We start from the raw sequence: 19865 nt of genomic DNA on the forward strand, positions 1-19865 counted from the left end.
ATCCAGCGGTCCCGCGGTGGCCCCCACCTCGACGCCGCACAGATCGGCCAGAGTTGGAAACAAATCGATCGCACCCGCAATCCCATCAACGGTTCGACCGGCTTTGACTTTCGCTGGGTACCGAATCAGACACGGCGAGCGCAGCCCGCCTTCGTGAACAGCGCCTTTTCGACCTCTTAACCCACCGTTGAACCGAGATCCATTCGGCCCGTTGTCGCTAAAGAACACAACGATCGTGTTCTCAGACAGCGACAATCGTTCCAAGGCGTCAAGCAAGCGGCCAACGTTGTCATCGATGTTCTCGCAAAGAGCCAGCGCCGCCCGCGTGTGCTGCACATCTTCCTTCTTCGCATTCTCGGGTCTCGGGTCAGGCACAATCTTCTTGCCTTCGAATTCCTTCCAATCTTCGTCGGGAACCTGCATCGGTGAGTGCGGTGTGTTCAATGGCAGATAAACAAAGAATGGGTCGGTTCGATGCTGCTCCATGAAATCGATCGCGTGGTTTGTCAGGTCGTCGACGATGAACCCTTTGCCCTGCACGATTTCGCCATTGTGTTCCAACATGGGCGAAAAGTAATTGCCCCAGTGGCCACTGCAGAAACCATAAAACTCCTCAAACCCGCGCGAGTTGGGATGATACGGTGCCTGCATTCCCGAGTGCCATTTCCCAAACGCTGCGGTCGCGTAGCCCGCCTCTTGAAACGCATCCCCGATCGTCCGCTCGGCGACGTCAATTCGCTCTCCTCCCGCGGAAGTGCTGAACACGCCCGATCGCGTGTGATACCGCCCCGTCAAAAATTCCGCTCGAGTCGGCGAGCAAACGGCGCACACGTAAAAATTCTGAATCTGCACGCCATCGCGGGCCAACGAATCAATGTGCGGCGTTTGCAAGTTGGGATTGCCATGCAGGCTGAGATCCCCCCACCCTTGATCGTCCGTCAAAATAACCAACACATTGGGACGGGAATCGGACTCCGCTCGGCAAGAAACCCCAACACCGACCCAAGAAGCCAAACACAACGCCGCGACCACAACCTCGCGAAAAAGGGGGATGATTCGCACTGCCAACCTTTGATTCCAGAGACATCAACTGCACCCCGCATCAACGGAAGAACCGACACAGTCCTTCCAAGCGGAACGCCAACAGGATAACTGAGCGGATTCACGGCGGGTAATCCGCCGTCAGACACCCTGATCGCTTCGCTCCGGTGGCGGACGCGGACGCCTCGACTATTCTGTGGGTTGACGCATCCCATCATGGCTTTTCCCTTTTCTCCAAGATCGATCCATGCGAGTTCGAAAAGCGGTCATCACCGCCGCGGCCCCCAACCAAAACACTCTCCCGCTGCAACGTTTGGTGGATGGTTCTGGCGAAGAGAAAACGGCCCTCCAATTGATCGTCGAGGAAACCCTCTCGGCCGGCGTCGAAGAGATCTGCGTCGTGATTCAACCGGGTGACGAGGACAATTATCGCAAAGCCGCTGGTGGCTCGCTCGGCAACCTTCACTTTGTTCATCAAGAACGTCCACTCGGCTATGCCGACGCAATCTTGCAGACGGAATCGTTTTGCGGTGACGATGCTTTCCTACACCTCGTCGGCGACCACCTGTATCTGTCGGCAACCACGAAAAGCTGCGCCGCTCAGTTGATCGACATGGCTGAGCAACACGCTTGCCCTGTCTCCGCCGTTCAGTCCACTCGAGAACATCGCTTGCCGTACTTTGGCATCGTCGGCGGCGCCAGTGTGCCTCGATTCGATGGCCTGTATGACGTCCGCACAGTGGTCGAAAAACCAACCCCGACGCTCGCCGAACAATCGTTGATCACGCCGGGACTGCGAAGCGGATACTACCTTGGCTATTTTGGCATGCACGTCCTGACGCCCGCTGTCATGGAATGCTTGCACGAAGTCGTGGCCGATGACAGCCTGGAACGCCCCTCGCTGTCGGATGCGATGGCCAAACTGCCTCATCGTGGCAAGTACCTCGCGTACCAACTGCAAGGTCGCCGGTACAACATCGGTGAACAGTACGGCGTTTTGATCGCGCAACTCGCGATCGGTTTGTCAGGACGTGACCGCGACCTGTTGCTGACAGAGCTCGTCGAACTTCTTGCCACGCGAGCAGAATCCCCCGTCGCGAACTCGACCGAATCCTCCGCGGAATCATCGACCTCCGAAGGATCCACATGATGCCGGAACTTCGCACCATGAATCCGCTGATTGAAACCATCACGACCGACCAAGCTGACTTGCGAGATCGGCCGCTCGAATCGTTGCTTGAAAACGCCACGCTGGCCGAACTGCTCCAGCACATCGACCAGCTCGATCGCTTTCGTCGGCAAGAAGACAACTTGTATCAACGTGTTCGTGCGTTGTTCTTCCTCTCAGCGATCTATCGTTACCACCTGCCTCCACGATTGGACCAATCGGCCTCTGGCAGCATCCCCTTCGAAGGCTACGAACACCTGCTTGGACGACGTTTCCAAGAAGCCATCGACGAGTTCCTCGACACTCAGTCAACAAGCGGCCCGAGTGATTCCTTGGCCAGTGCACTTGCGGCAGCCTACCACGAACTGGGTTTTCAAACGCTGGCCGATCAAGTCCGCCATAGCGTTCGCACCGTTCGCGGCAACCAATGGATGTTCCGCTTGGGACATGTCGCCGAACACCCGCTTCGCATCCGCCAAGAATTGCTTCCAACCAAAGACACACCGCATGTCTCGCCAGTATTGAAAGAAACCACCGCCGTGCGAATGGATGTGTCGCATTCCGCGTGGAGCGACATTTTCTTCCTGGGAATGGACTACCCGGAAGGCGCCCGAGTCATCAACGTTTCCGTTGACCTGGGCGTTCGTGGACGCGATGACAATGTCCGCCCGCCAATCGAAACTTACTTGCGAGTGATCGATCAACCAGTGTTTCGCTTGGTCAGCGTCGACCTCAATGCCAGCGTCGAAGTCACGACGGTCGCCGAGATGTTCGATTTCGCCCGAGACTACCTGGGACTGCTCAAAGCCGCTGTGATCGCCGCCGGTGTCGTTCCTCCCGGCTTGGAGGGCTGCGGGTCCGACATGGCATCGCTGCTAGAACGTGTCGTCGGTCGTGGCAAAGGCCTGGAACTGGTTTCCAAAATCAATGACATCCCCAAAGGCTCGCGACTCGCGGTTTCGACCAACCTGCTCGGTTCGCTCATCAGCAACTTGATGCGAGCGACCGGGCAGATCCAATCCCTCGAAGGCGAACTCACCGAACCCGACCGACGCCTGATCGCGGCACGTGCCATCTTGGGCGAATGGATCGGAGGCAGCGGAGGCGGATGGCAAGATTCCGGTGGTGTGTGGCCTGGCATCAAACTCATCTGCGGGCAAATCGCTGGCGAAGAAGATCCCGAATTCGGGATCAGCCGCGGTCGCCTGATGCCCGACCATGAAGTCCTCGGCGAAGATCGGATCAGTACCGACGCCCGTCAAAAACTACAGGACTCGTTGGTCGTCGTGCATGGCGGGATGGCCCAAAACGTCGGCCCCATTTTGGAGATGGTCACCGAGCACTACCTCGTTCGCGGACGAGAACAATGGATCGGTCGCCAAGAAGCGATGACGATCTACGACGAGGTGGTCGATGCACTGCAACAAGGTGACATCCGTCGCCTCGGTTCACTGACGACCAAGAACTTCGAAGGCCCACTGCAGACCATCATCCCTTGGGCAACCAACCGGTTCACTGATGTGATGATCCAGCGTTGTCGTGAACAGTACGGGGATCAGTTCTGGGGATTCTGGATGCTGGGCGGAATGTCCGGCGGCAGAATGGGATTCATCTTTGATCCCACCATCAAACAAGCCGCTCAGGATTGGCTCAGCCAAGAAATGGTGAAGGTCAAACGCGAACTGGAAACGGCGTTGCCGTTCGCAATGGATCCCGTTGTCTACGACTTTCAAATCAACGACCACGGCACATTCGCGAAGTTGCTGCCGGCCCAAGCCGCGGCCCTACCACAAAAGTATTACGCCTTGATGATGCCCAAGTGGTTGCGCAAACCACTGCGTGAACTGTCGCCTCAAACCCGCGAAGAACTCGCTGACATCTCGCGTCGTTGCAGTGACCCGAACGACCAAGACGCCGACGCGGCACTGCTGCTGCGAAGCGTTCTGCCATCGGACGATCAAGCCGCTGCCGATAAGAAGGACGATCCTCCAACAGATGTCGACTCGCTGGTCGCGATCCTGAAACGCAGCGGCTTTGATCGGGCTCAACACGAACAAATCCGAGCTGACATGCGAGCCGGGAAGTTTGGACTGGCTGCCAACCGACTTTCCCGTGACCTCAAAATCACCGACGTCACGGAAGCCCATGTCACCGACACTCGTGATGGCGTGGACGATCGCTTGGCCAAACTTGGCTCCCAAGCGATCGCAGAAGGCCAAGTCGGCGTCATCACGTTGGCGGCTGGTGTTGGCAGCCGCTGGACTCAAGGGGCAGGGGTTTGCAAAGCCCTGCATCCGTTCCACCGATTTGCGGGAAAACACCGAAGCTTCCTCGAAATTCACTTGGCGAAGAACCGTGCCACCACCGCTCAACACGGCGGCGTGATCCCCCATGTCATCACGACCAGTTGGATGACTGACGAAGCCATCCGGACCGTTTTGGACCGCACTCAGAACTACGGCCACAACGGTCCGGTGCATGTCTCCAGTGGGCGCAGCGTCGGCTTGCGAATGGTTCCCATGGTTCGAGACTTGCACTTTCTCTGGGAAGAAACCGCTCAGCAGGTCCTGGATCAACAACAACAAAAGATGCGCGAGAGTGCCCGATCCGCGATCGCGAATTGGGCCGCACAAACCGGGGAAGGCTCCGACTACACCGACAACGTTTCCGCGCAGTGCGTGCATCCGGTCGGTCACTGGTACGAAGTCCCGAATCTGTTTCGCAACGGAACCCTTTCGCAGCTTCTCCGCGACCAGCCATCCCTTCGCTACCTGATGCTGCACAACATTGACACGCTCGGTGCCAACGTGGACGCGGCACTTTTTGGCTTGCACATCGAATCGGGAGCCACGCTCAGCTACGAAGTCATCCCACGCCGCCTGGAAGATCGCGGCGGCGGGCTCGCCCTCGTCGCCGGTCGTCCGAGACTGGTCGAAGGACTCGCGATGCCCGACGAACGCATCGAGTTTGGACTGAAGTACTACAACTCGATGACGACCTGGATTGACATCGACGCCCTGCTGAATTCGTTTGGCTTGGACCGAGAGTCATTGAACGACGCGTCGACAGTTGACGCGGCAGTCCGTCAAATGGCGGCTCGCTTGCCAACCTACATCACGCTCAAAGAAGTCAAGAAACGTTGGGGTCACGCTCAAGAAGACGTGTTCCCAGTCGCGCAGTTTGAAAAACTGTGGGGCGACATGACGACGCTTCCCGACATCGACAGCCGGTTCATTGTGACCCCCATGCGTCGCGGCCAGCAACTCAAAGAACCCAGCCAACTCGATGGCTGGAACCGAGACGGAGGCTCCGCTTACGTCAACTCCCTCTGAAACTGGTGACGAGCTTCGGATCGACACAAACATCCTGCATGGGATTTTAGGCAGTTGCCGTAGCGGAAACGAGCGACTGCTGTTGCTGTTGAACTGAGTGGTAAAAATCACTCCGTTCCATCACCGCATTCGCGCAAAAGCTCCGAAAGCAGATTGCGAGATCCGTGGATGATTCGAGCCACGCGAAGACGACCTTCATGCTCCTCGTAAACCACGACAAAGCTTCTCAAAAAAGCTTGATAGCTAAACTGGTGATTTGGCGGGTCCAATTCTGGACGAAGCGTTCCTATTGCCGGCTGCGTCGAGATGAGCGTCAGAGCGTCTTCGAGCTTTCCTAAAAAGTCGAGCGTTTGCGACGAGCCAAACTTCGACAGCGTGTACGTTTCAATTTCACGAATGTCGTTCGCGGCAGCCTTCGAAAGTTGAATTTCCATGCCAATGGCTTAGCCGCCCGACGCCGAGTACTTTTCGCGAAGAGACGTGAAGAATTCAGTCGAGTCAAGCAGTTCACCACGATCAATGGAATCGGCTCCAGCTTGAACCAGATTTTTAACCGCCTCTAGCTCAGCAAGCCTGATCGCTTCTTGATCCGCGAGCAGTCGAAGACCAGCACGAACGACTTCACTTGCCGACTGAAATCGGCCAGTACCAACACACGACTCGACAAACGATGATTGTTCGGGCGTCAGCGATAGGGACATGGTTTCTCGCATCATTTCCTCCGTTTAGCGGCCTGTGTTACATTGTAGCACAGGCAAAAGTCAAACCGCAAGCAATTTTCCGAGTCGCTGGCAGCACGGAAAACCTCTCAAAACTGGTGACTTGCCTTAGCACTTGCCCAGACGCTCTTCTACGCTGCTCCGCTCACCAGTCCTCCGTGGGCTCTCCAAACATTGTGTCGCCAAGCAAGAACCATCCAATGACGCCGAGCAAAATCGCTGCGACGGTGACCGCGATGGAGACTCGCATGAACGTCGGTCGTTTGCTCAACCAAACGTCCGGGATCGAGACGCACGTCGGCAGCAACAGGATCAATCCGTAGAGCCAAGCGGGATGCTCTTCATAGGTGTAAAAGCGACCGGTCGCTGTGGTGCTCGCCGCCAACAACAGAACCGCAGGAAACAGTCGCCCGAGATGCAACTTAGGCAACCATGTCGCTGCAATGGCAACGACCAAAGTCGCCACCAGTGCACTCACCATCCACTCTGCCAGCCCACCGTAAGCACTGGCCGCCAACAAAGTGGGAGCCACCAAACCCGCCAGCGCAACCCACAAAACCCATGGCGCTGCACCGCTTCGTCGCATTCGATCCAACGACCAAACGTTGACCAACGTGGCCCCGGCGACCGAGGCCATCCAAGGTCGATGAAGTGGCAACATGTCGGTCCACCCATCACCAGTTGGCATGGTCCACATGGCCGTGGCGATGGATCCCAATCCCGCGATCAGCCACCATCCCGCCGAGTGATTCCTTGTGGCGATCGATGGATCGGTCGCGAATGAGGAACACGCCGTCACGAGCAGCGACGAAACAATGATCGGCACCAACACGATCTGCCAAGCCTCGAGGGCAGACCAATCCAAATCTTGCCTTGCCAGCATGCAGGCAGCGACCGCCGAGGACCACCCAATCACCGCCAGAATGGCCGGCACACGTTCCTGACCAACCGTCAGCTTGGATCGCTGAAACGCCCATGCACCAATGACAAACGCCAGCGACAGGATCGCTGGCGTTATCACACACCAAAGTAGAATTTGTGTTTCCACGGTCTTATCGCTTGAAGACCAAGAGAGCTTGAATGGCAACCTTGTCGTTGATCTTGCCCTTGCCGTAGTTCATGCCCCACTTGGTTCGATCAATGTCAAAGTTCGCGGCCAAGACCAACATGTCTTCCGTCAACTTGGGCATCGAAGGGATCGTGACCTCGACCGTTTTCCCCAGCATGGTCAGCTTCCCGACGATGTTCACCGTGTCTTTCTGGGGGTCATGTGCGATCTTGGTCGACTCAAACGTGATCTTGGGGTGCTTGCGGACGTCAAAGAAGTCAGGGTTCTTCAAGTGGTTGGTCAACTTGTCCGCGTCCGACCAAAGACTCGTCGCATCGATCTCGATCTTCAGCGATCCCTTGCTGGGCTCTTCAACATTCAAGACCACGTCCGAGGTGAACTTCTTGAATCCCCCCTCATGCTTGCCATCAGGCTTCGACCCCACGAAGGAGATCTTTGACTTTTCCGTATCCAACGTTGGCTTCTCCTCCGCGGAACCCACCACAGAGGACACACAAACCAAAGCCAACATCAATCCAACACGCTGCAACATCATGAACAAACCCTTTGTAGGATGGGGACAGATCGATCTCAGGGAATCGCGACTCAACCGTCAATGTCCGGTTTGCGGCGTCATCCGCCCGACCTGAACAAAAACGTTGGCAGGAACCCCTGCCCGTCGTCGATCCTGCAATTGTCGCATTCGTCCCAACACGAAACAACAAACGGACCGCCTCGCGAGAGACAAATCCGCTTGTTTTTTCATGCAATGTTCATGCGATCACGGTCGGAGCCACCGGCACCCATCCGTGCGGGCAATCCACTCAGCCGGAGAACACGAACCCTTCGCCATTGTGATCGATCTTGATCGTCGTGCCTTCGGGATAGCTGTTCTTCAAAATTGCGGATGCCAGCGGATTCTGCACCTCGCGTTGGATCACTCGCTTCAGAGGCCTTGCCCCATACGCTGGGTCATACCCCACTTCTGCGATTTGATCGATCGCGGCATCCGAAATTTCGATCGACAAACCGCTGGCTGCCAATCGCGAACGCAGCTCTTCGAGCTGCAACTCCACAATTTTTCGAATTTGTGTTTGCTGCAGGGGATGAAAGATCACCGTGTCGTCGATCCGGTTAAGAAACTCAGGCAAGAACCTTGCCTTCAAAGCTTCCTCGACCGCCGCACGCATTTCGTCTTCGCTGCCGCCCTCTTCCGTCGCTCGCTGAATCACTTGGCTGCCAACATGGCTGGTCATCACAACGACCGTGTTGGTGAAGTTCACCGTTCGGCCTTGTCCATCCGTCAGCCGTCCATCATCGAGCACTTGCAACAGAACGTTGAACACATCCGGGTGAGCCTTCTCCATTTCATCGAGCAAGATCACGGCATAAGGACGCCGCCGAACAGCCTCGGTCAGTTTGCCGCCCTCTTCATACCCAACATACCCGGGAGGGGCACCGATCAGACGAGAGACGCTATGTCGCTCCATGAACTCACTCATGTCGATCCGAACCATCGCCGACTCATCATCAAACATGACCTCAGCAAGTGCCTTGCAGAGCTCCGTCTTGCCGACACCGGTTGGCCCCAAAAACAGGAACGAACCGATTGGACGATTGGGATCTTGCAAACCACTGCGGCTGCGACGAACGGCATCCGAGACTGCGGTGACCGCTTCATCCTGGCCAACGACACGCTGGTGCAAACGCTCTTCCATCACCAACAACTTGGCTCGTTCAGTTTCCATCATTCGAGTGACAGGAACCCCGGTCCAGGTGCTGACGACCTCTGCGATCTCTTCCTCGGTGACTTCCTTGCGAAGCAAACGGCGTTTTTCATCGCCTGGTTCTTCCTTGGCCTGATCCGCTGAATCATCATGTTTCTCAGCTTCATCAATCCGGGCCTGAAGTTCACGAAGCCTTGATTGCACCTGCAGCATCTCGCTGTACGCATCCTCAGGACTCTCGCCTCGAAGCTGCTTTTCTTTGGCTTCTGCGTCCAACTGCGCGAAACGATGCTGAAGCTGATCGACTTCTTGGCGAACCGACTGGACATCATCCAAGCCCATTTTTTCAGCTTCCCATTGCTCCTTCAAACTCGCCAACTCTGCTTTGGCGGATTCCATTTCCTCTTCCACTTCGACGCGTTTATCGACCGCGGAAGCCTCCTGTTCATCGACCAACTGACGATGCACCAATTCCAATTGACGCAAACGTCGTTGCAAGCGGTCGATCGGTTCCGGCACACTTTCCTTTTCCATCGCCAAACGACTGGCGGCTTCGTCAATCAAATCAATCGCCTTGTCCGGCAGAAACCGATCCGCAATGTAGCGGTCAGAAAGATTCGCAGCAGCAACCAACGCACTGTCTGTGATGCGAACCCCGTGGTGCGATTCGTAACGAGGTTTCAGCCCTCGCAGAATCGCGACGGTGTCTTCCGCATTGGGTTCACCCACGAAAACTGGTTGAAACCGACGTTCAAGCGCCGCATCCTTTTCGATGTGTTGACGATACTCATCCAACGTCGTCGCACCGATGCAGCGCAGCGCACCACGGGCCAATTCAGGCTTGAGCAAGTTCGCTGCATCGGCAGAGCCCTCGGCATTGCCCGCACCAACAACGAGGTGCAACTCATCGATGAACAGAATCACCTTGCCATCGGAATCTTTGACTTCCCGGAGCACTGATTTCAAACGTTCTTCAAAGTCGCCACGGAACTTGGCTCCCGCGACCAGGGCTCCCATGTCCAACGAAACAACCTTCTTGTCCTTCAAACTTTGCGGGACATCCCCTTCGAAGATGCGAAGCGCCAAGCCTTCGGCGATCGCCGTTTTACCAACTCCCGGTTGCCCGATCAGAACCGGGTTGTTCTTGGTTCGACGCGAGAGCACTTGAACCACACGCCGAATCTCATTGTCACGTCCGATGACAGGATCCAGCTTGCCACTTTGAGCCAACTGGGTCAGGTCAATGCCGAACTTCTCAAGAGCTTGATAGGTGGATTCGGCGTTGGGATCGGTCACCCGAGCCGAGCCGCGAATCTGGCTCATTGCGGTGAGCAGATCGTTGTCTGACACCCCCAGCAGAGACAACAGGTTCTTGGCCTTGTTGTCGGTACGAGCCAAACCAACGAGCAGATGCTCGGTGCTGACGTACTCGTCCTTCAACGACTCCGCCGAGGTCGCCGACGCTTCCAGAGCCGCCTGCAATTTCGCGGAAACTCGGGCCTGGCCCATGCCCGATGCATGAGGCAGCTTTTCCAGTTCGCTCTCTAGCAACGACTTCAGCTTCGGAACATCCACGTTGATTTTTTCAAGCAGCGGCGTCGTGATGCCATCTCGCTGGTTGACCGCCGCCGAAAGAACATGCAGCGGATCAATCTCGGCGTTGCCGGCAGCAGTTGCTTGAGCCTGCGCTTCGGCCACCACGTTTTGAGCTTGGGTTGTCAGTTTGTCGATACGAAAGGCCATCAGAATCTCCAGGCAGAGAAGTGGGGTGGGACAAGAGGTGGGACACGGAATCAGTTCAACGGATCAGCAATACAATTTCCGCGCCGAATGGCATTGCCGAGACAAAATGAATGGACATAAAAAAAGCGAGCGCCCGCCCGACTGCGAAACAGTCGGGCGAGACTCGCCGCTATCAAAAACGTGCGAGTCGAAAGGAATCAACCATCCGACTCACATCGGTTGGGTCAGTCTTTGACTTCGAACTCCGCGTCGATTGCGTCGTCGTCATCGTTGCCGCCCGCGGTTGCCCCTGCAGCACCTGCTGCATCAGCACCGGCTTCGCCCGCTGCATCGGTCTTTTCATACAAGACCTTGCTAAACGCTTGCGAGGCAGCTTCGAGTTCGTCGGACGCAGTCTTGATCTCGGCCAAGTCATCACCTTCGGCGGCTTTCTTGACCTTTTCAATCGCGGCGTTCATCGGAGCCTTGTCATCGTCTGACAACTTGTCGTCGTTCTCAGTCATCAGCTTCTCTAGCTGGTAGACCTGTTGATTGACCTTGTTGCGAGCCTCCACCAATTCGAATTGACGCTTGTCTTCTTCGGCGTTGGCTTCGGCGTCCTTCTGCATTTGCTCGATGTCACTGTCGGACAACGCGCCACTGTCTTTGATTTCGACATTGGCTTCTTTCCCGGTTTTCAATTCCTTGGCCGAAACGCTCAGGATGCCGTTTTGGTCGATGTCAAACTTGACTTCGATTTGAGGCACACCACGCGGTGCGGCAGGGATGTCTTCCAGGTTGAATTCAGCGAGCAAACGGTTCGCATTGGCCATCTTGCGTTCCCCTTGGAACACGCGGACGGTCACAGCGGTTTGATTGTCTGCAGCGGTACTGAAGACGTTCTTCTTCTCGGCTGGGATCGTGGTGTTGCGTTCGACCAAAGCGGTCATCACGCCACCCTCGGTTTCGATCCCAAGCGTCAGAGGAGTCACGTCGAGCAGCAACACGTCGTTGCGGTCGCCAGCCAAAACACTGCCCTGGATTGCAGCACCAACGGCAACCACTTCGTCAGGGTTCACGCCTTGGTGAGGGTCCTTGCCAAAGATGTTCTTCACAACTTCGCGGACCTTTGGCACTCGCGTGCTACCACCGACCAAGACAACTTCGTCGATGTCCTTGGGTTCCATGCCAGCGTCTTTCAACGCTTGCAACACAGGCCCACGGCAGCGTTCGACCAAGGCGTCGATCAGCTCTTCGAACTTGGATCGAGTGATCTTCATCGTCAGGTGCTTCGGTCCCGAAGCATCCATCGTGATGAAGGGCAGGTTGATGTCGGTCTCAGGCAACGTACTGAGTTCCTTCTTGGCCTTTTCACAAGCTTCTTGCAAACGCTGCAATGCCATCGCATCGTTACGAAGATCGATTCCGTTTTCCTTTTGGAATTCGCTGGCCACGTAGTTGATCAACGCTTCGTCAAAGTCATCGCCACCGAGGTGCGTGTCACCCGAGGTGCTGACCACTTGGAAGACGCGGCTTTCCTGTTCTTCATCACCACTGTCAGCGACTTCCAGAACCGAAACGTCGAACGTACCACCACCCAAGTCAAAGACGATGATGCTTTCGTCCTTCTTCTTGTCCAAACCGTAAGCCAACGCGGCTGCGGTTGGTTCGTTGATGATACGGGCGACTTCCAAACCAGCGATTTGGCCTGCGTCTTTGGTCGCTTGACGCTGTGCGTCATTGAAGTACGCAGGAACAGTGATGACCGCTTTGTTGACTTTGTGCCCCAAGTACGACTCAGCCGATTCCTTCAGTTTACGAAGGACTTTGGCAGAGATTTCTTGTGGCGTGTACTCGTTGTCACCCACTTGAATCTTGACGTAATCGCCCGCTCCACCGGTGATGCCGTAGGGCACCATTTTTTCTTCCGATTGAACTTCGTTGTGACGACGCCCCATGAAACGCTTGGCCGAGTAGACGGTGCGTTTCGGGTTGGTGACGGCTTGACGTCGGGCAGGTTCGCCGACGATGGTCTCTTGCTTGTCGGTGAATGCGACCACACTCGGAGTCAGCCGGTTGCCTTCTGGGTTGGGAATGACCTTGGGTTCGCTGCCCTCCATGATCGCAACCACGCTGTTGGTGGTCCCGAGGTCGATACCGATAATTTTTTCGCCTTGTGCCATGATGCGTGAACTCCTGTGTCCGAACGTGAGGGTGGGTGTCAAATGATATGTGTTTGGATTTCGACGGGCCGACCGCGGCACCGAGGCGGTCCATTTCGTCAGCCTTTTGGTTGGATCGCCAGATATGGCAAGATCTGTGCCAGACACATCCCCAGGCCTAACTTGCCAAAACGACAACACGATAAAAACACGTGTTTCGCCGACGAAAAACCAACTCTCTTGCTTTTGAAAAAACATTCCTTTCCGTTTTGGCAGCCCACCTGAAACGCGGATCTGTGCCACAATGCCGCCTTGCCAAAACGGCAGTCAACTTTCGCTCACGCCCGAAAAATCGCTCTCATGAGTCCATCTGAACCACGCGATCCAATCGATTCCATCGACACCCAAATCCTTGAGCTTCTGCGTGCACGCTGCCGGGCGATGGCCCAAAATGCGAGCGCCCAAAACAACTCCGACTGGGCCAGCACTTTGGCCGGGATCGACGACTTGGTCGACCAGTTCAACCAACCGCAGGCGAGCAGCGAAGGCCTTGGCCGCGAAACCCAACGAGATATCTTGCGGCACGTTGCCTCGGCTTGCTGGCGAGCCACGCGACCAGGAACCCACGCCTTCCTCGGACCACCTGACAGCTACAGCCACTTGGCCGCACTGGCGTACTTTGGAGAAGCCGCCAACCTCTTGCCCGTCCAGTCCATCGGCGCGGTCTTTGACGCGGTCGCGCGAGGCGACTGCGCCGGAGGTATCGTCCCCATCGAAAACAGCACCGACGGCCGTGTCGTCGATACCTTCGGCCGACTTTCGAAAGGCGAAGTCTCGATCACCGGCGAAGTCCAACTCGCGATTCACCACCAACTGCTCGCGATGTCCGACCTCCAATCCATCACCGAAGTCCACAGCAAACCGCAAGCGATCTCACAATGCCGGGACTGGCTCGCCACCCATCTTCCCAAAGCCAAATTGACAGAATGCAGCTCCACCGCAGCCGCTGCAAAATTGGCGTCCACCCAACCTGGCATCGCCGCGATTGCCAGCGAAGCGGCCGGCCGTCGACATGGCCTTCGTGTTGTCGGCGCGAACATCGAGGACAACCGTGACAACGTGACTCGTTTCGCGGTGCTCGGCCACGATCAACCAGCTCCCACCGGCACAGACAAGACAACGCTGCTGTTTCAAGTCGCTCATCAACCTGGCGCACTCGCCGACGTGATGGGAATTTTCAAACAACACAAACTGAACCTGACTTGGATCGAGTCCTTTCCTCAACCCGGCACGCAGAACGAATACTTCTTCGTCGTTGAATTTCCTGGACACTGCCAAGACGTCGCGGTAGCCAACGCGATCGAAGACCTGAAAACCGCCACGCACCACACCGACGTTCTGGGAAGCTACCGCCGAGCCGCACGAGCGGAGAGCTAGCGACCCCACAACCCGACGCGTGATTATTGAAGTTGCGCTTTTGCATTCGGTTATGTTGGCCAAAGGCCTTCATCATCGTAGCCTGGGGCGTCGCCCCAGGAATCGAGAGCGAAGGGAAATGAGTTGGCCAACGGCCAACATCAACCCACATGTTTTGAATTGAATTTGGCCGTTGGCCAAAATGGGGCCGTGTTTTTCTGCTCCAGGGGCGATGTCCCTGGCTAGGTTGAAGAAGGCCGTAGGCCATTCAACGAAAAAGGTCTCTCGGGGCTTCCGCCCCGAGCTAAGCACGACGGCCCCGTCCGAGGCGAAACCCAAACACAATCCACCAGCGACGACGCGAATCAGGCACGCAAGCGGATCACGAGGTCCACCCAATCATTCCTGCCGAGTGATTTGCCAAAGTCAAAAGTGAGGGTTCCACGTAGTGAACGAGGCGACGAGCCCTTGGTTTTGACGCCAGTTCAGGACTCGTCGCCTCGTCCACCACCCTAAAAACAAGTCGTGACAGACCACTTGCTGCTTAGAGCACGGATGCGGCGCCGGCACTCTGTTCAGCCACCAAACGTTCGATCAAATCATCGACACCGATGCCATCCGCTTCCGCAGAAAATGTCGGCACGATTCGGTGACGCAGCACTGGCAACGCCAACGCCTGTGCGTCCTCGAGCGTCACGTGTGTGCGACCGTGCAACAACGCACGTGCCTTGGACGCCAGCACCAACTGTTGACTCGCGCGAGGTCCAGGGCCCCACTGAATCCACTCTTTGACCCAGCCCTTCGCGTCGGGTTCGCTCGGACGAGCCGCCCGGACCGCGTCAATCACCCAGTTCTTCACATGCTCGGGCAACGGAACACGGCGGACAACGGATTGGAACTTGCAGATGTCTTCCCCACTGACAACCGGCTGAACATCGGCCAGGTCACCGGACGTGGTTCGCTCGACAATCTCTGACTCCTGCTCACGCGATGGGTAGCCGACGACAACATGGAACAAGAACCGATCCCGTTGGGCTTCGGGAAGCGGATAGGTCCCTTCTTGCTCAATGGGATTCTGCGTCGCTAGAACAAAGAAAGGCTCTTTCAAAGCGTAGGTCTTGCCGCCTGCGGTGACCTCGTGTTCCTGCATCGCTTCCAACAATGCTGCCTGTGTTTTGGGAGGCGTCCGGTTGATCTCATCCGCCAGCAACATTTGTGTGAACACAGGACCAGGCCGGAACAACATTTCCCGACGCCCAGTTTCATGATCTTCCTGAATGATGTCGGTGCCCGTGATGTCACCAGGCATCAGGTCGGGCGTGAACTGAATGCGGCGAAAATCCAAGTTCATCGAACTGGCCAACGTCCGCACCATCAGTGTTTTTGCTAATCCTGGCACGCCCTCCAGCAAACAATGCCCACGGGCCAGAATCGCGATCAGCAACTGCTCGATCACGTCACTCTGACCGACCACAATGCGGCCAACCTGTTCCTTGACCTGGGCGACGCTTTGAATCAACGCCTCCGCAGTCTCAATGTCCGAACCTTCGGTGTTGTCTCTGGGAGGCGGTGTGACCATCGTTGCTAGACGTCCAAATTTCGCACATCAAGTGCGTGGGTTTCGATGAATTCGCGACGGGGTTCGACTTTGTCCCCCATCAACAAACGGAACATTTCGTCCGCCGCACCCGCATCGGTCAGGTTGACCTTCACGAGAGTCCGGTTGGCGGGATCGAGTGTTGTTTCGCGGAGCTCCTCCGCGTTCATTTCGCCCAGCCCTTTAAAGCGGGTGACTTGCAGCCCTTTTTCACCGGCAGCTCGCACTTCCGGCAACAACTCTCGAAGATCTTCCAGCGGCCGACGCAGGTCTTCACCGCGGACGAGCTCAAACCGTGGCGTGGTGGAACCGGTGCGGTCCGCAGGAATCAAATCCTGCAACCCAAACCCGAGTGGCTCCAAGTCCTTCAAGCCGCTGTTGATCGTTCGGACCTCGTGCAACTCGGCCAAGTGAGCGACCACCTTTTCAGGCTCGTCACTCTTCGCTTCGGGCTCGCCATCGACATTCAGCTCTTCTTCAGCCTGATCGATGTCCAACGAAGCATTGTTTTCGGCAAGGTAAGCCTCAACATCCGCTTGCTTCATGAACCAATGCTCTTCGCCCAGAATCGTCAACAAGAACGGAGGCAGTTTGCCAGTGACAGGATCGAAGCGTTCACTGTGAACACGCAGGCTGACACCACGACGTTCCAAAGCGAGGATTGCATCTTCCATGGAAGCCAACGCGACACAGAGAGCTCGCATGGTTTCGCCTTCTGCACTGCGTCCATCTTCGGTCTCAAATCGCGTGTCATTCAAACCGCGTTCGAGCAACTGGCTCTTCATTTCTTCTTCGGATTGGATGTAGTACCGGTTCTTGCCTTGCGAGACCCGGAACAATGGCGGCTGAGCCACATAGACGTGACCGGCGGCGACCAATTGATACATCTGGCGATAGAAGAAACACAGCAACAACGTGCGAATGTGACTGCCATCGACGTCGGCGTCCGTCATGATGATGACTTTGTTGTATCGACGTCGCGAAAGATCCTGATCTGCACCAATCCCGGTCCCGATCGCTTGGATCATTGACTGGACTTCCTCATTGGCCAGAACCTTGTCTTCGCGGCTTTTGTACGCGTTGATGATCTTACCGCGAAGCGGCAGAATCGCCTGGTACTCACGCATCCGCCCGCCTTCGGCCGATCCACCGGCCGAATCACCTTCGACCAGGTAGACTTCGCACTCTTCCATGTTTTTGGAGATGCAATCGCGAAGTTTGCCGGGCAAACCACCGCCACCGAGGGCGTCCTTCCGCTTGCGAAGTTGATCTTTGGCTTTGCGAGCAGCCTCACGTGCTTCCGCTGCCAGCAAACCTTTTCGAACAATCGCCTTGGCCGTTCGAGGGTTCTCTTCCAGATACTTGCTGAGCGACTCGCCAACGCCACTGGAGATGATGCCGTCCACTTCCCCGTTGCCCAGTTTGGTCTTGGTTTGACCTTCAAACTGCGGGTGAGGAACCCGGACACTGATCACCGCGGTCAGACCTTCGCGAAAATCGTCGCCGGTGGGCGTCGTGTTTTTAAACAGGCCTTCTTTCTTGCCATAGTTGTTCAGCGTTCGCGTCAGCGCCGATCGGAAACCGGACACGTGCGTCCCGCCTTCGATCGTGTGAATGTTGTTGACGTAAGACTGAACGGTTTCCGTGAACTCGGTGCTGTACTGCAGCGCCATGTCGTACTCGACACCGTCTTTCTCGCCAACAAACTGAATCACATCGCCATGCAAGACGTCACTGGCGCGGTTGAGGTGTTCGACAAACTCAACGATCCCACGGTCGTATTGGTAATCGCCGCCTTCCCCATTTCGTTCGTCGAGGAATCGGATGCGGACACCACTGTTAAGGAACGCTAGTTCCTGCAGTCGTTTCTGCAGCGTGTCAAAGTTGTACTTGGTAACACTGAAGATCTGACCGTCAGCTTTGAACGTGGTCTTGGTTCCCGACTTCTTCGTCGGTCGGCCCTTTTGAATGGGGCCGGTCGGAACGCCGCGTTCGTAACCTTGCGTCCAAGTCGAACCATCACGGCTGACTTCGACCTCGGTCCATTGACTCAAGAAGTTCACCACCGTGACACCGACGCCGTGTAGACCGCCCGAGGTTTGATAGGCCCCTTTTTCGAACTTGCCACCGAACTTCAGCACCGTCATCACGCCCTCGAGCGTGCTGACTTCGCGGTCGAGTTCTTCTGACAATTGGTCGTGACGCGTCACGGGAATCCCGCGTCCGTCATCTTCCACCGAGACACTGCCATCGGTGTGAACCGTCACGCTAACCGATTTCGCGAAACCAGCCATGGCTTCGTCAATCGAGTTGTCGACCACTTCGTAAACCAAGTGGTGCAGACCACGCACGGTCGTGTCGCCGATGTACATCCCGGGACGCTCTCGCACGTGTTCCAGGTCCGACAGGTGCAGCAAATCCTTGTCGGTGTACTCCGTGTTTGCCGCCGGCCCCGTCGAGACACGTTCGACAGGCTTTTGAGGCCCCGCGTTCGCCTCAGCGGGATTTCCATCGCTGGAAGCCGCTCCAGCGGGCACAGCATTTGGATCCTCGGATGGGTCGTTTGAAGCAGGGTCAGTCGAGGAGGAATCGCTCATGAATGGGCGGCCCGTTGAGGCCGTCAAATGCGGGGTTTCTGACGTCACAGGCCGTCTTGCCAGCACGTCAAAAAAAAGCGTCAAATAGCAGGCAGGATTCTACCAAAAAGAACGACTTTGCGCTAGATCACGTGCGTGACCTCTCGACGGCAACGTTTCCGCTTTCCGAGAAGGACACACAGGACCCATTTGGCTTCCCAAACCGGCAGGGCCTCATCAGAAGTCGCTGAACGGATCTTTCCCCCCCGCGGGAGCAAAAGGATCCTCCATCGTGTCGCCAAACGGATCGGCTCCTCCGCCTCCACCGAATGGATCGACATCTTTGGGAGAGGTCTCCTCCGGTTTCGACGACTCCAACTCCGCCTCGGGTTCCTCTTCCGTTTCCACGGGCGGCCTTGATTTGAGCACTTTGGGCAGGACCGCCCCTGGGCTACGCAAGCACTGCATCGTGCCGCGATCATTGACCAGGTAAAGCCGGTTGGTGAAACGATTGACCAGCAACGCGTCCGGTTGAACGCTGGGGAAACGCCCCAACAACTGGCCGTCTTCGGCGGCCACCACGATCAAAGATCCCGACAGACTGCGAGCATAGATTTTGCCGTCGATCGCCCCGATCAACTCGGCAACGCCCGGCACCGTCTGCGGCCAAACCGAATAACCATCACTCGCCGAGACGCACATCAAGTTGCCGTAAGTCGTCGGAAACAAGACCCTCTCGTTGTGAAAAATAGGGCTGGAGTAAATCGGCTCTCCGGTCGGCCGACTCCACAGCACTTCGCCCTCGCGAGTCGCTTTGAGGCCATAGATTTGCCCCGATTCGGACCCGAAGAAGAATCGCTCTCCAGATGCCGCCGCGGGGGCTCCGCTGACGATCCCATCGGTGTTCAATCGAAACTGGACATTGGGTTCGCCTTCCATCTTCATCACATAAACAAAACCGCGACTGGTTCCCCAAGCCACTTTGTTGGAATCGGCAGCATGCGATGGGACATCCAAAGCAGATCCTGCGACGATCTCGGCAAACGGATCGATGGTTGGATCCTCCAATCCATAGCAGACAATGCGATCACCAATCGACGGTACAATCGCAAAGCCATTGCAGTGCACCACGCCGCCCAGCGGCACATATTCCAGCTTAGTGACACCAAACACCTGCCCGTTTTGGACGTCCAGTTTGATCAGTTCACCACCGTTGACGACGGAAACAAACTCCTCGTCCACACTCAAACCGCCGTAGCCTCGCCCTTCCGCTCCAACACGCTGCAACCAAACCAAATCGCCGGATTCCGCGTCGCGGCACTCCACGGTCCCGTCGTCCGATAGCGTGTAAAACCGG

At 56.5% G+C, this 19865-nt stretch carries 13 protein-coding genes; 3 read left to right on the plus strand and 10 right to left on the minus strand.

Annotated elements, in window-relative coordinates; all coding sequences use genetic code 11:
* Positions 1 to 1062, minus strand: a 1062-nt coding sequence (locus ACF8AM_RS05130) for an arylsulfatase (RefSeq protein WP_392554597.1), incomplete at its 3' end; no start/stop codon positions are given.
* A 226-nt stretch (positions 1063 to 1288) separates the two neighbouring features.
* Between ACF8AM_RS05130 and ACF8AM_RS05135 the strand changes: the two genes are divergently transcribed.
* A complete protein-coding gene (locus ACF8AM_RS05135) occupies positions 1289 to 2191 on the plus strand; it encodes a sugar phosphate nucleotidyltransferase (RefSeq protein ID WP_392554598.1) in 903 nt (300 codons plus the stop codon).
* On the plus strand, positions 2191 to 5541 hold the full coding sequence (locus ACF8AM_RS05140) for a UTP--glucose-1-phosphate uridylyltransferase (RefSeq protein ID WP_392554608.1): 3351 nt from the start codon (positions 2191 to 2193) through the stop codon (positions 5539 to 5541). Before ACF8AM_RS05135 ends, ACF8AM_RS05140 begins: the two co-directional genes overlap by 1 nt.
* Positions 5542 to 5648: 107 nt before the next feature.
* On the opposite strand, the gene ACF8AM_RS05145 is transcribed toward ACF8AM_RS05140, so the two are convergent.
* The 6 genes from ACF8AM_RS05145 to dnaK all read right to left on the minus strand — a co-directional run bounded on the left by ACF8AM_RS05145 (position 5649) and on the right by dnaK (position 12940).
* Positions 5649 to 5975, minus strand: a complete 327-nt coding sequence (locus ACF8AM_RS05145) for a type II toxin-antitoxin system RelE/ParE family toxin (RefSeq protein WP_392554599.1) — start codon at positions 5973 to 5975, stop codon at positions 5649 to 5651.
* A 9-nt stretch (positions 5976 to 5984) separates the two neighbouring features.
* On the minus strand, positions 5985 to 6242 hold the full coding sequence (locus tag ACF8AM_RS05150; RefSeq protein ID WP_274406809.1) for a type II toxin-antitoxin system ParD family antitoxin: 258 nt from the start codon (positions 6240 to 6242) through the stop codon (positions 5985 to 5987).
* A 163-nt stretch (positions 6243 to 6405) separates the two neighbouring features.
* Positions 6406 to 7308 (minus strand): hypothetical protein, encoded by a 903-nt coding sequence (locus tag ACF8AM_RS05155; RefSeq protein WP_392554600.1) that lies wholly within the window; start codon positions 7306 to 7308, stop codon positions 6406 to 6408.
* 4 nt (positions 7309 to 7312) lie between these two features.
* Entirely contained in the window at positions 7313 to 7864 is a 552-nt protein-coding gene (locus tag ACF8AM_RS05160; protein ID WP_392554601.1) for a YceI family protein, read from the minus strand.
* Positions 7865 to 8132: 268 nt separating this feature from the next.
* On the minus strand, positions 8133 to 10778 hold the full coding sequence (gene clpB / locus ACF8AM_RS05165; protein WP_392554602.1) for an ATP-dependent chaperone ClpB: 2646 nt from the start codon (positions 10776 to 10778) through the stop codon (positions 8133 to 8135).
* A gap of 224 nt (positions 10779 to 11002) precedes the next feature.
* A complete protein-coding gene (gene dnaK, locus ACF8AM_RS05170; protein WP_392554603.1) occupies positions 11003 to 12940 on the minus strand; it encodes a molecular chaperone DnaK in 1938 nt (645 codons plus the stop codon).
* 339 nt (positions 12941 to 13279) lie between these two features.
* Here dnaK and pheA point away from each other — a divergent pair, with 339 nt between their 5' ends.
* A complete protein-coding gene (gene pheA, locus ACF8AM_RS05175) occupies positions 13280 to 14356 on the plus strand; it encodes a prephenate dehydratase (protein ID WP_392554604.1) in 1077 nt (358 codons plus the stop codon).
* Positions 14357 to 14879: 523 nt separating this feature from the next.
* On the opposite strand, the gene ACF8AM_RS05180 is transcribed toward pheA, so the two are convergent.
* From ACF8AM_RS05180 to ACF8AM_RS05190, 3 genes are all read right to left on the minus strand, one after another.
* Complete coding sequence (locus tag ACF8AM_RS05180) at positions 14880 to 15914, minus strand: AAA family ATPase (RefSeq protein ID WP_392554605.1); 1035 nt, start codon at positions 15912 to 15914, stop codon at positions 14880 to 14882.
* A 5-nt stretch (positions 15915 to 15919) separates the two neighbouring features.
* Entirely contained in the window at positions 15920 to 18529 is a 2610-nt protein-coding gene (locus ACF8AM_RS05185; protein ID WP_392554606.1) for a DNA gyrase subunit B, read from the minus strand.
* Positions 18530 to 18745: 216 nt separating this feature from the next.
* A partial coding sequence (locus tag ACF8AM_RS05190) for a PQQ-binding-like beta-propeller repeat protein (protein WP_392554607.1) occupies positions 18746 to 19865 on the minus strand: 1120 nt, incomplete at its 5' end.

Source organism: Rhodopirellula sp. JB055, from assembly GCF_043100905.1.
Classification (GTDB): Bacteria; Planctomycetota; Planctomycetia; order Pirellulales; family Pirellulaceae; genus Rhodopirellula.

Excerpts from the sequence above, each read along its gene's own strand:
- ACF8AM_RS05135 (WP_392554598.1), top strand. The coding sequence starts at position 1,289 with ATGCGAGTTCGAAAAGCGGTCATCACCGCCGCGGCCCCCAACCAAAAC.
- ACF8AM_RS05140 (WP_392554608.1), top strand. The coding sequence starts at position 2,191 with ATGCCGGAACTTCGCACCATGAATCCGCTGATTGAAACCATCACGACC.
- ACF8AM_RS05145 (WP_392554599.1), bottom strand. The coding sequence starts at position 5,975 with ATGGAAATTCAACTTTCGAAGGCTGCCGCGAACGACATTCGTGAAATT.
- ACF8AM_RS05150 (WP_274406809.1), bottom strand. The coding sequence starts at position 6,242 with ATGTCCCTATCGCTGACGCCCGAACAATCATCGTTTGTCGAGTCGTGT.
- ACF8AM_RS05160 (WP_392554601.1), bottom strand. The coding sequence starts at position 7,864 with ATGATGTTGCAGCGTGTTGGATTGATGTTGGCTTTGGTTTGTGTGTCC.
- clpB (WP_392554602.1), bottom strand. The coding sequence starts at position 10,778 with ATGGCCTTTCGTATCGACAAACTGACAACCCAAGCTCAAAACGTGGTG.
- dnaK (WP_392554603.1), bottom strand. The coding sequence starts at position 12,940 with ATGGCACAAGGCGAAAAAATTATCGGTATCGACCTCGGGACCACCAAC.
- pheA (WP_392554604.1), top strand. The coding sequence starts at position 13,280 with ATGAGTCCATCTGAACCACGCGATCCAATCGATTCCATCGACACCCAA.
- ACF8AM_RS05180 (WP_392554605.1), bottom strand. The coding sequence starts at position 15,914 with ATGGTCACACCGCCTCCCAGAGACAACACCGAAGGTTCGGACATTGAG.
- ACF8AM_RS05185 (WP_392554606.1), bottom strand. The coding sequence starts at position 18,529 with ATGAGCGATTCCTCCTCGACTGACCCTGCTTCAAACGACCCATCCGAG.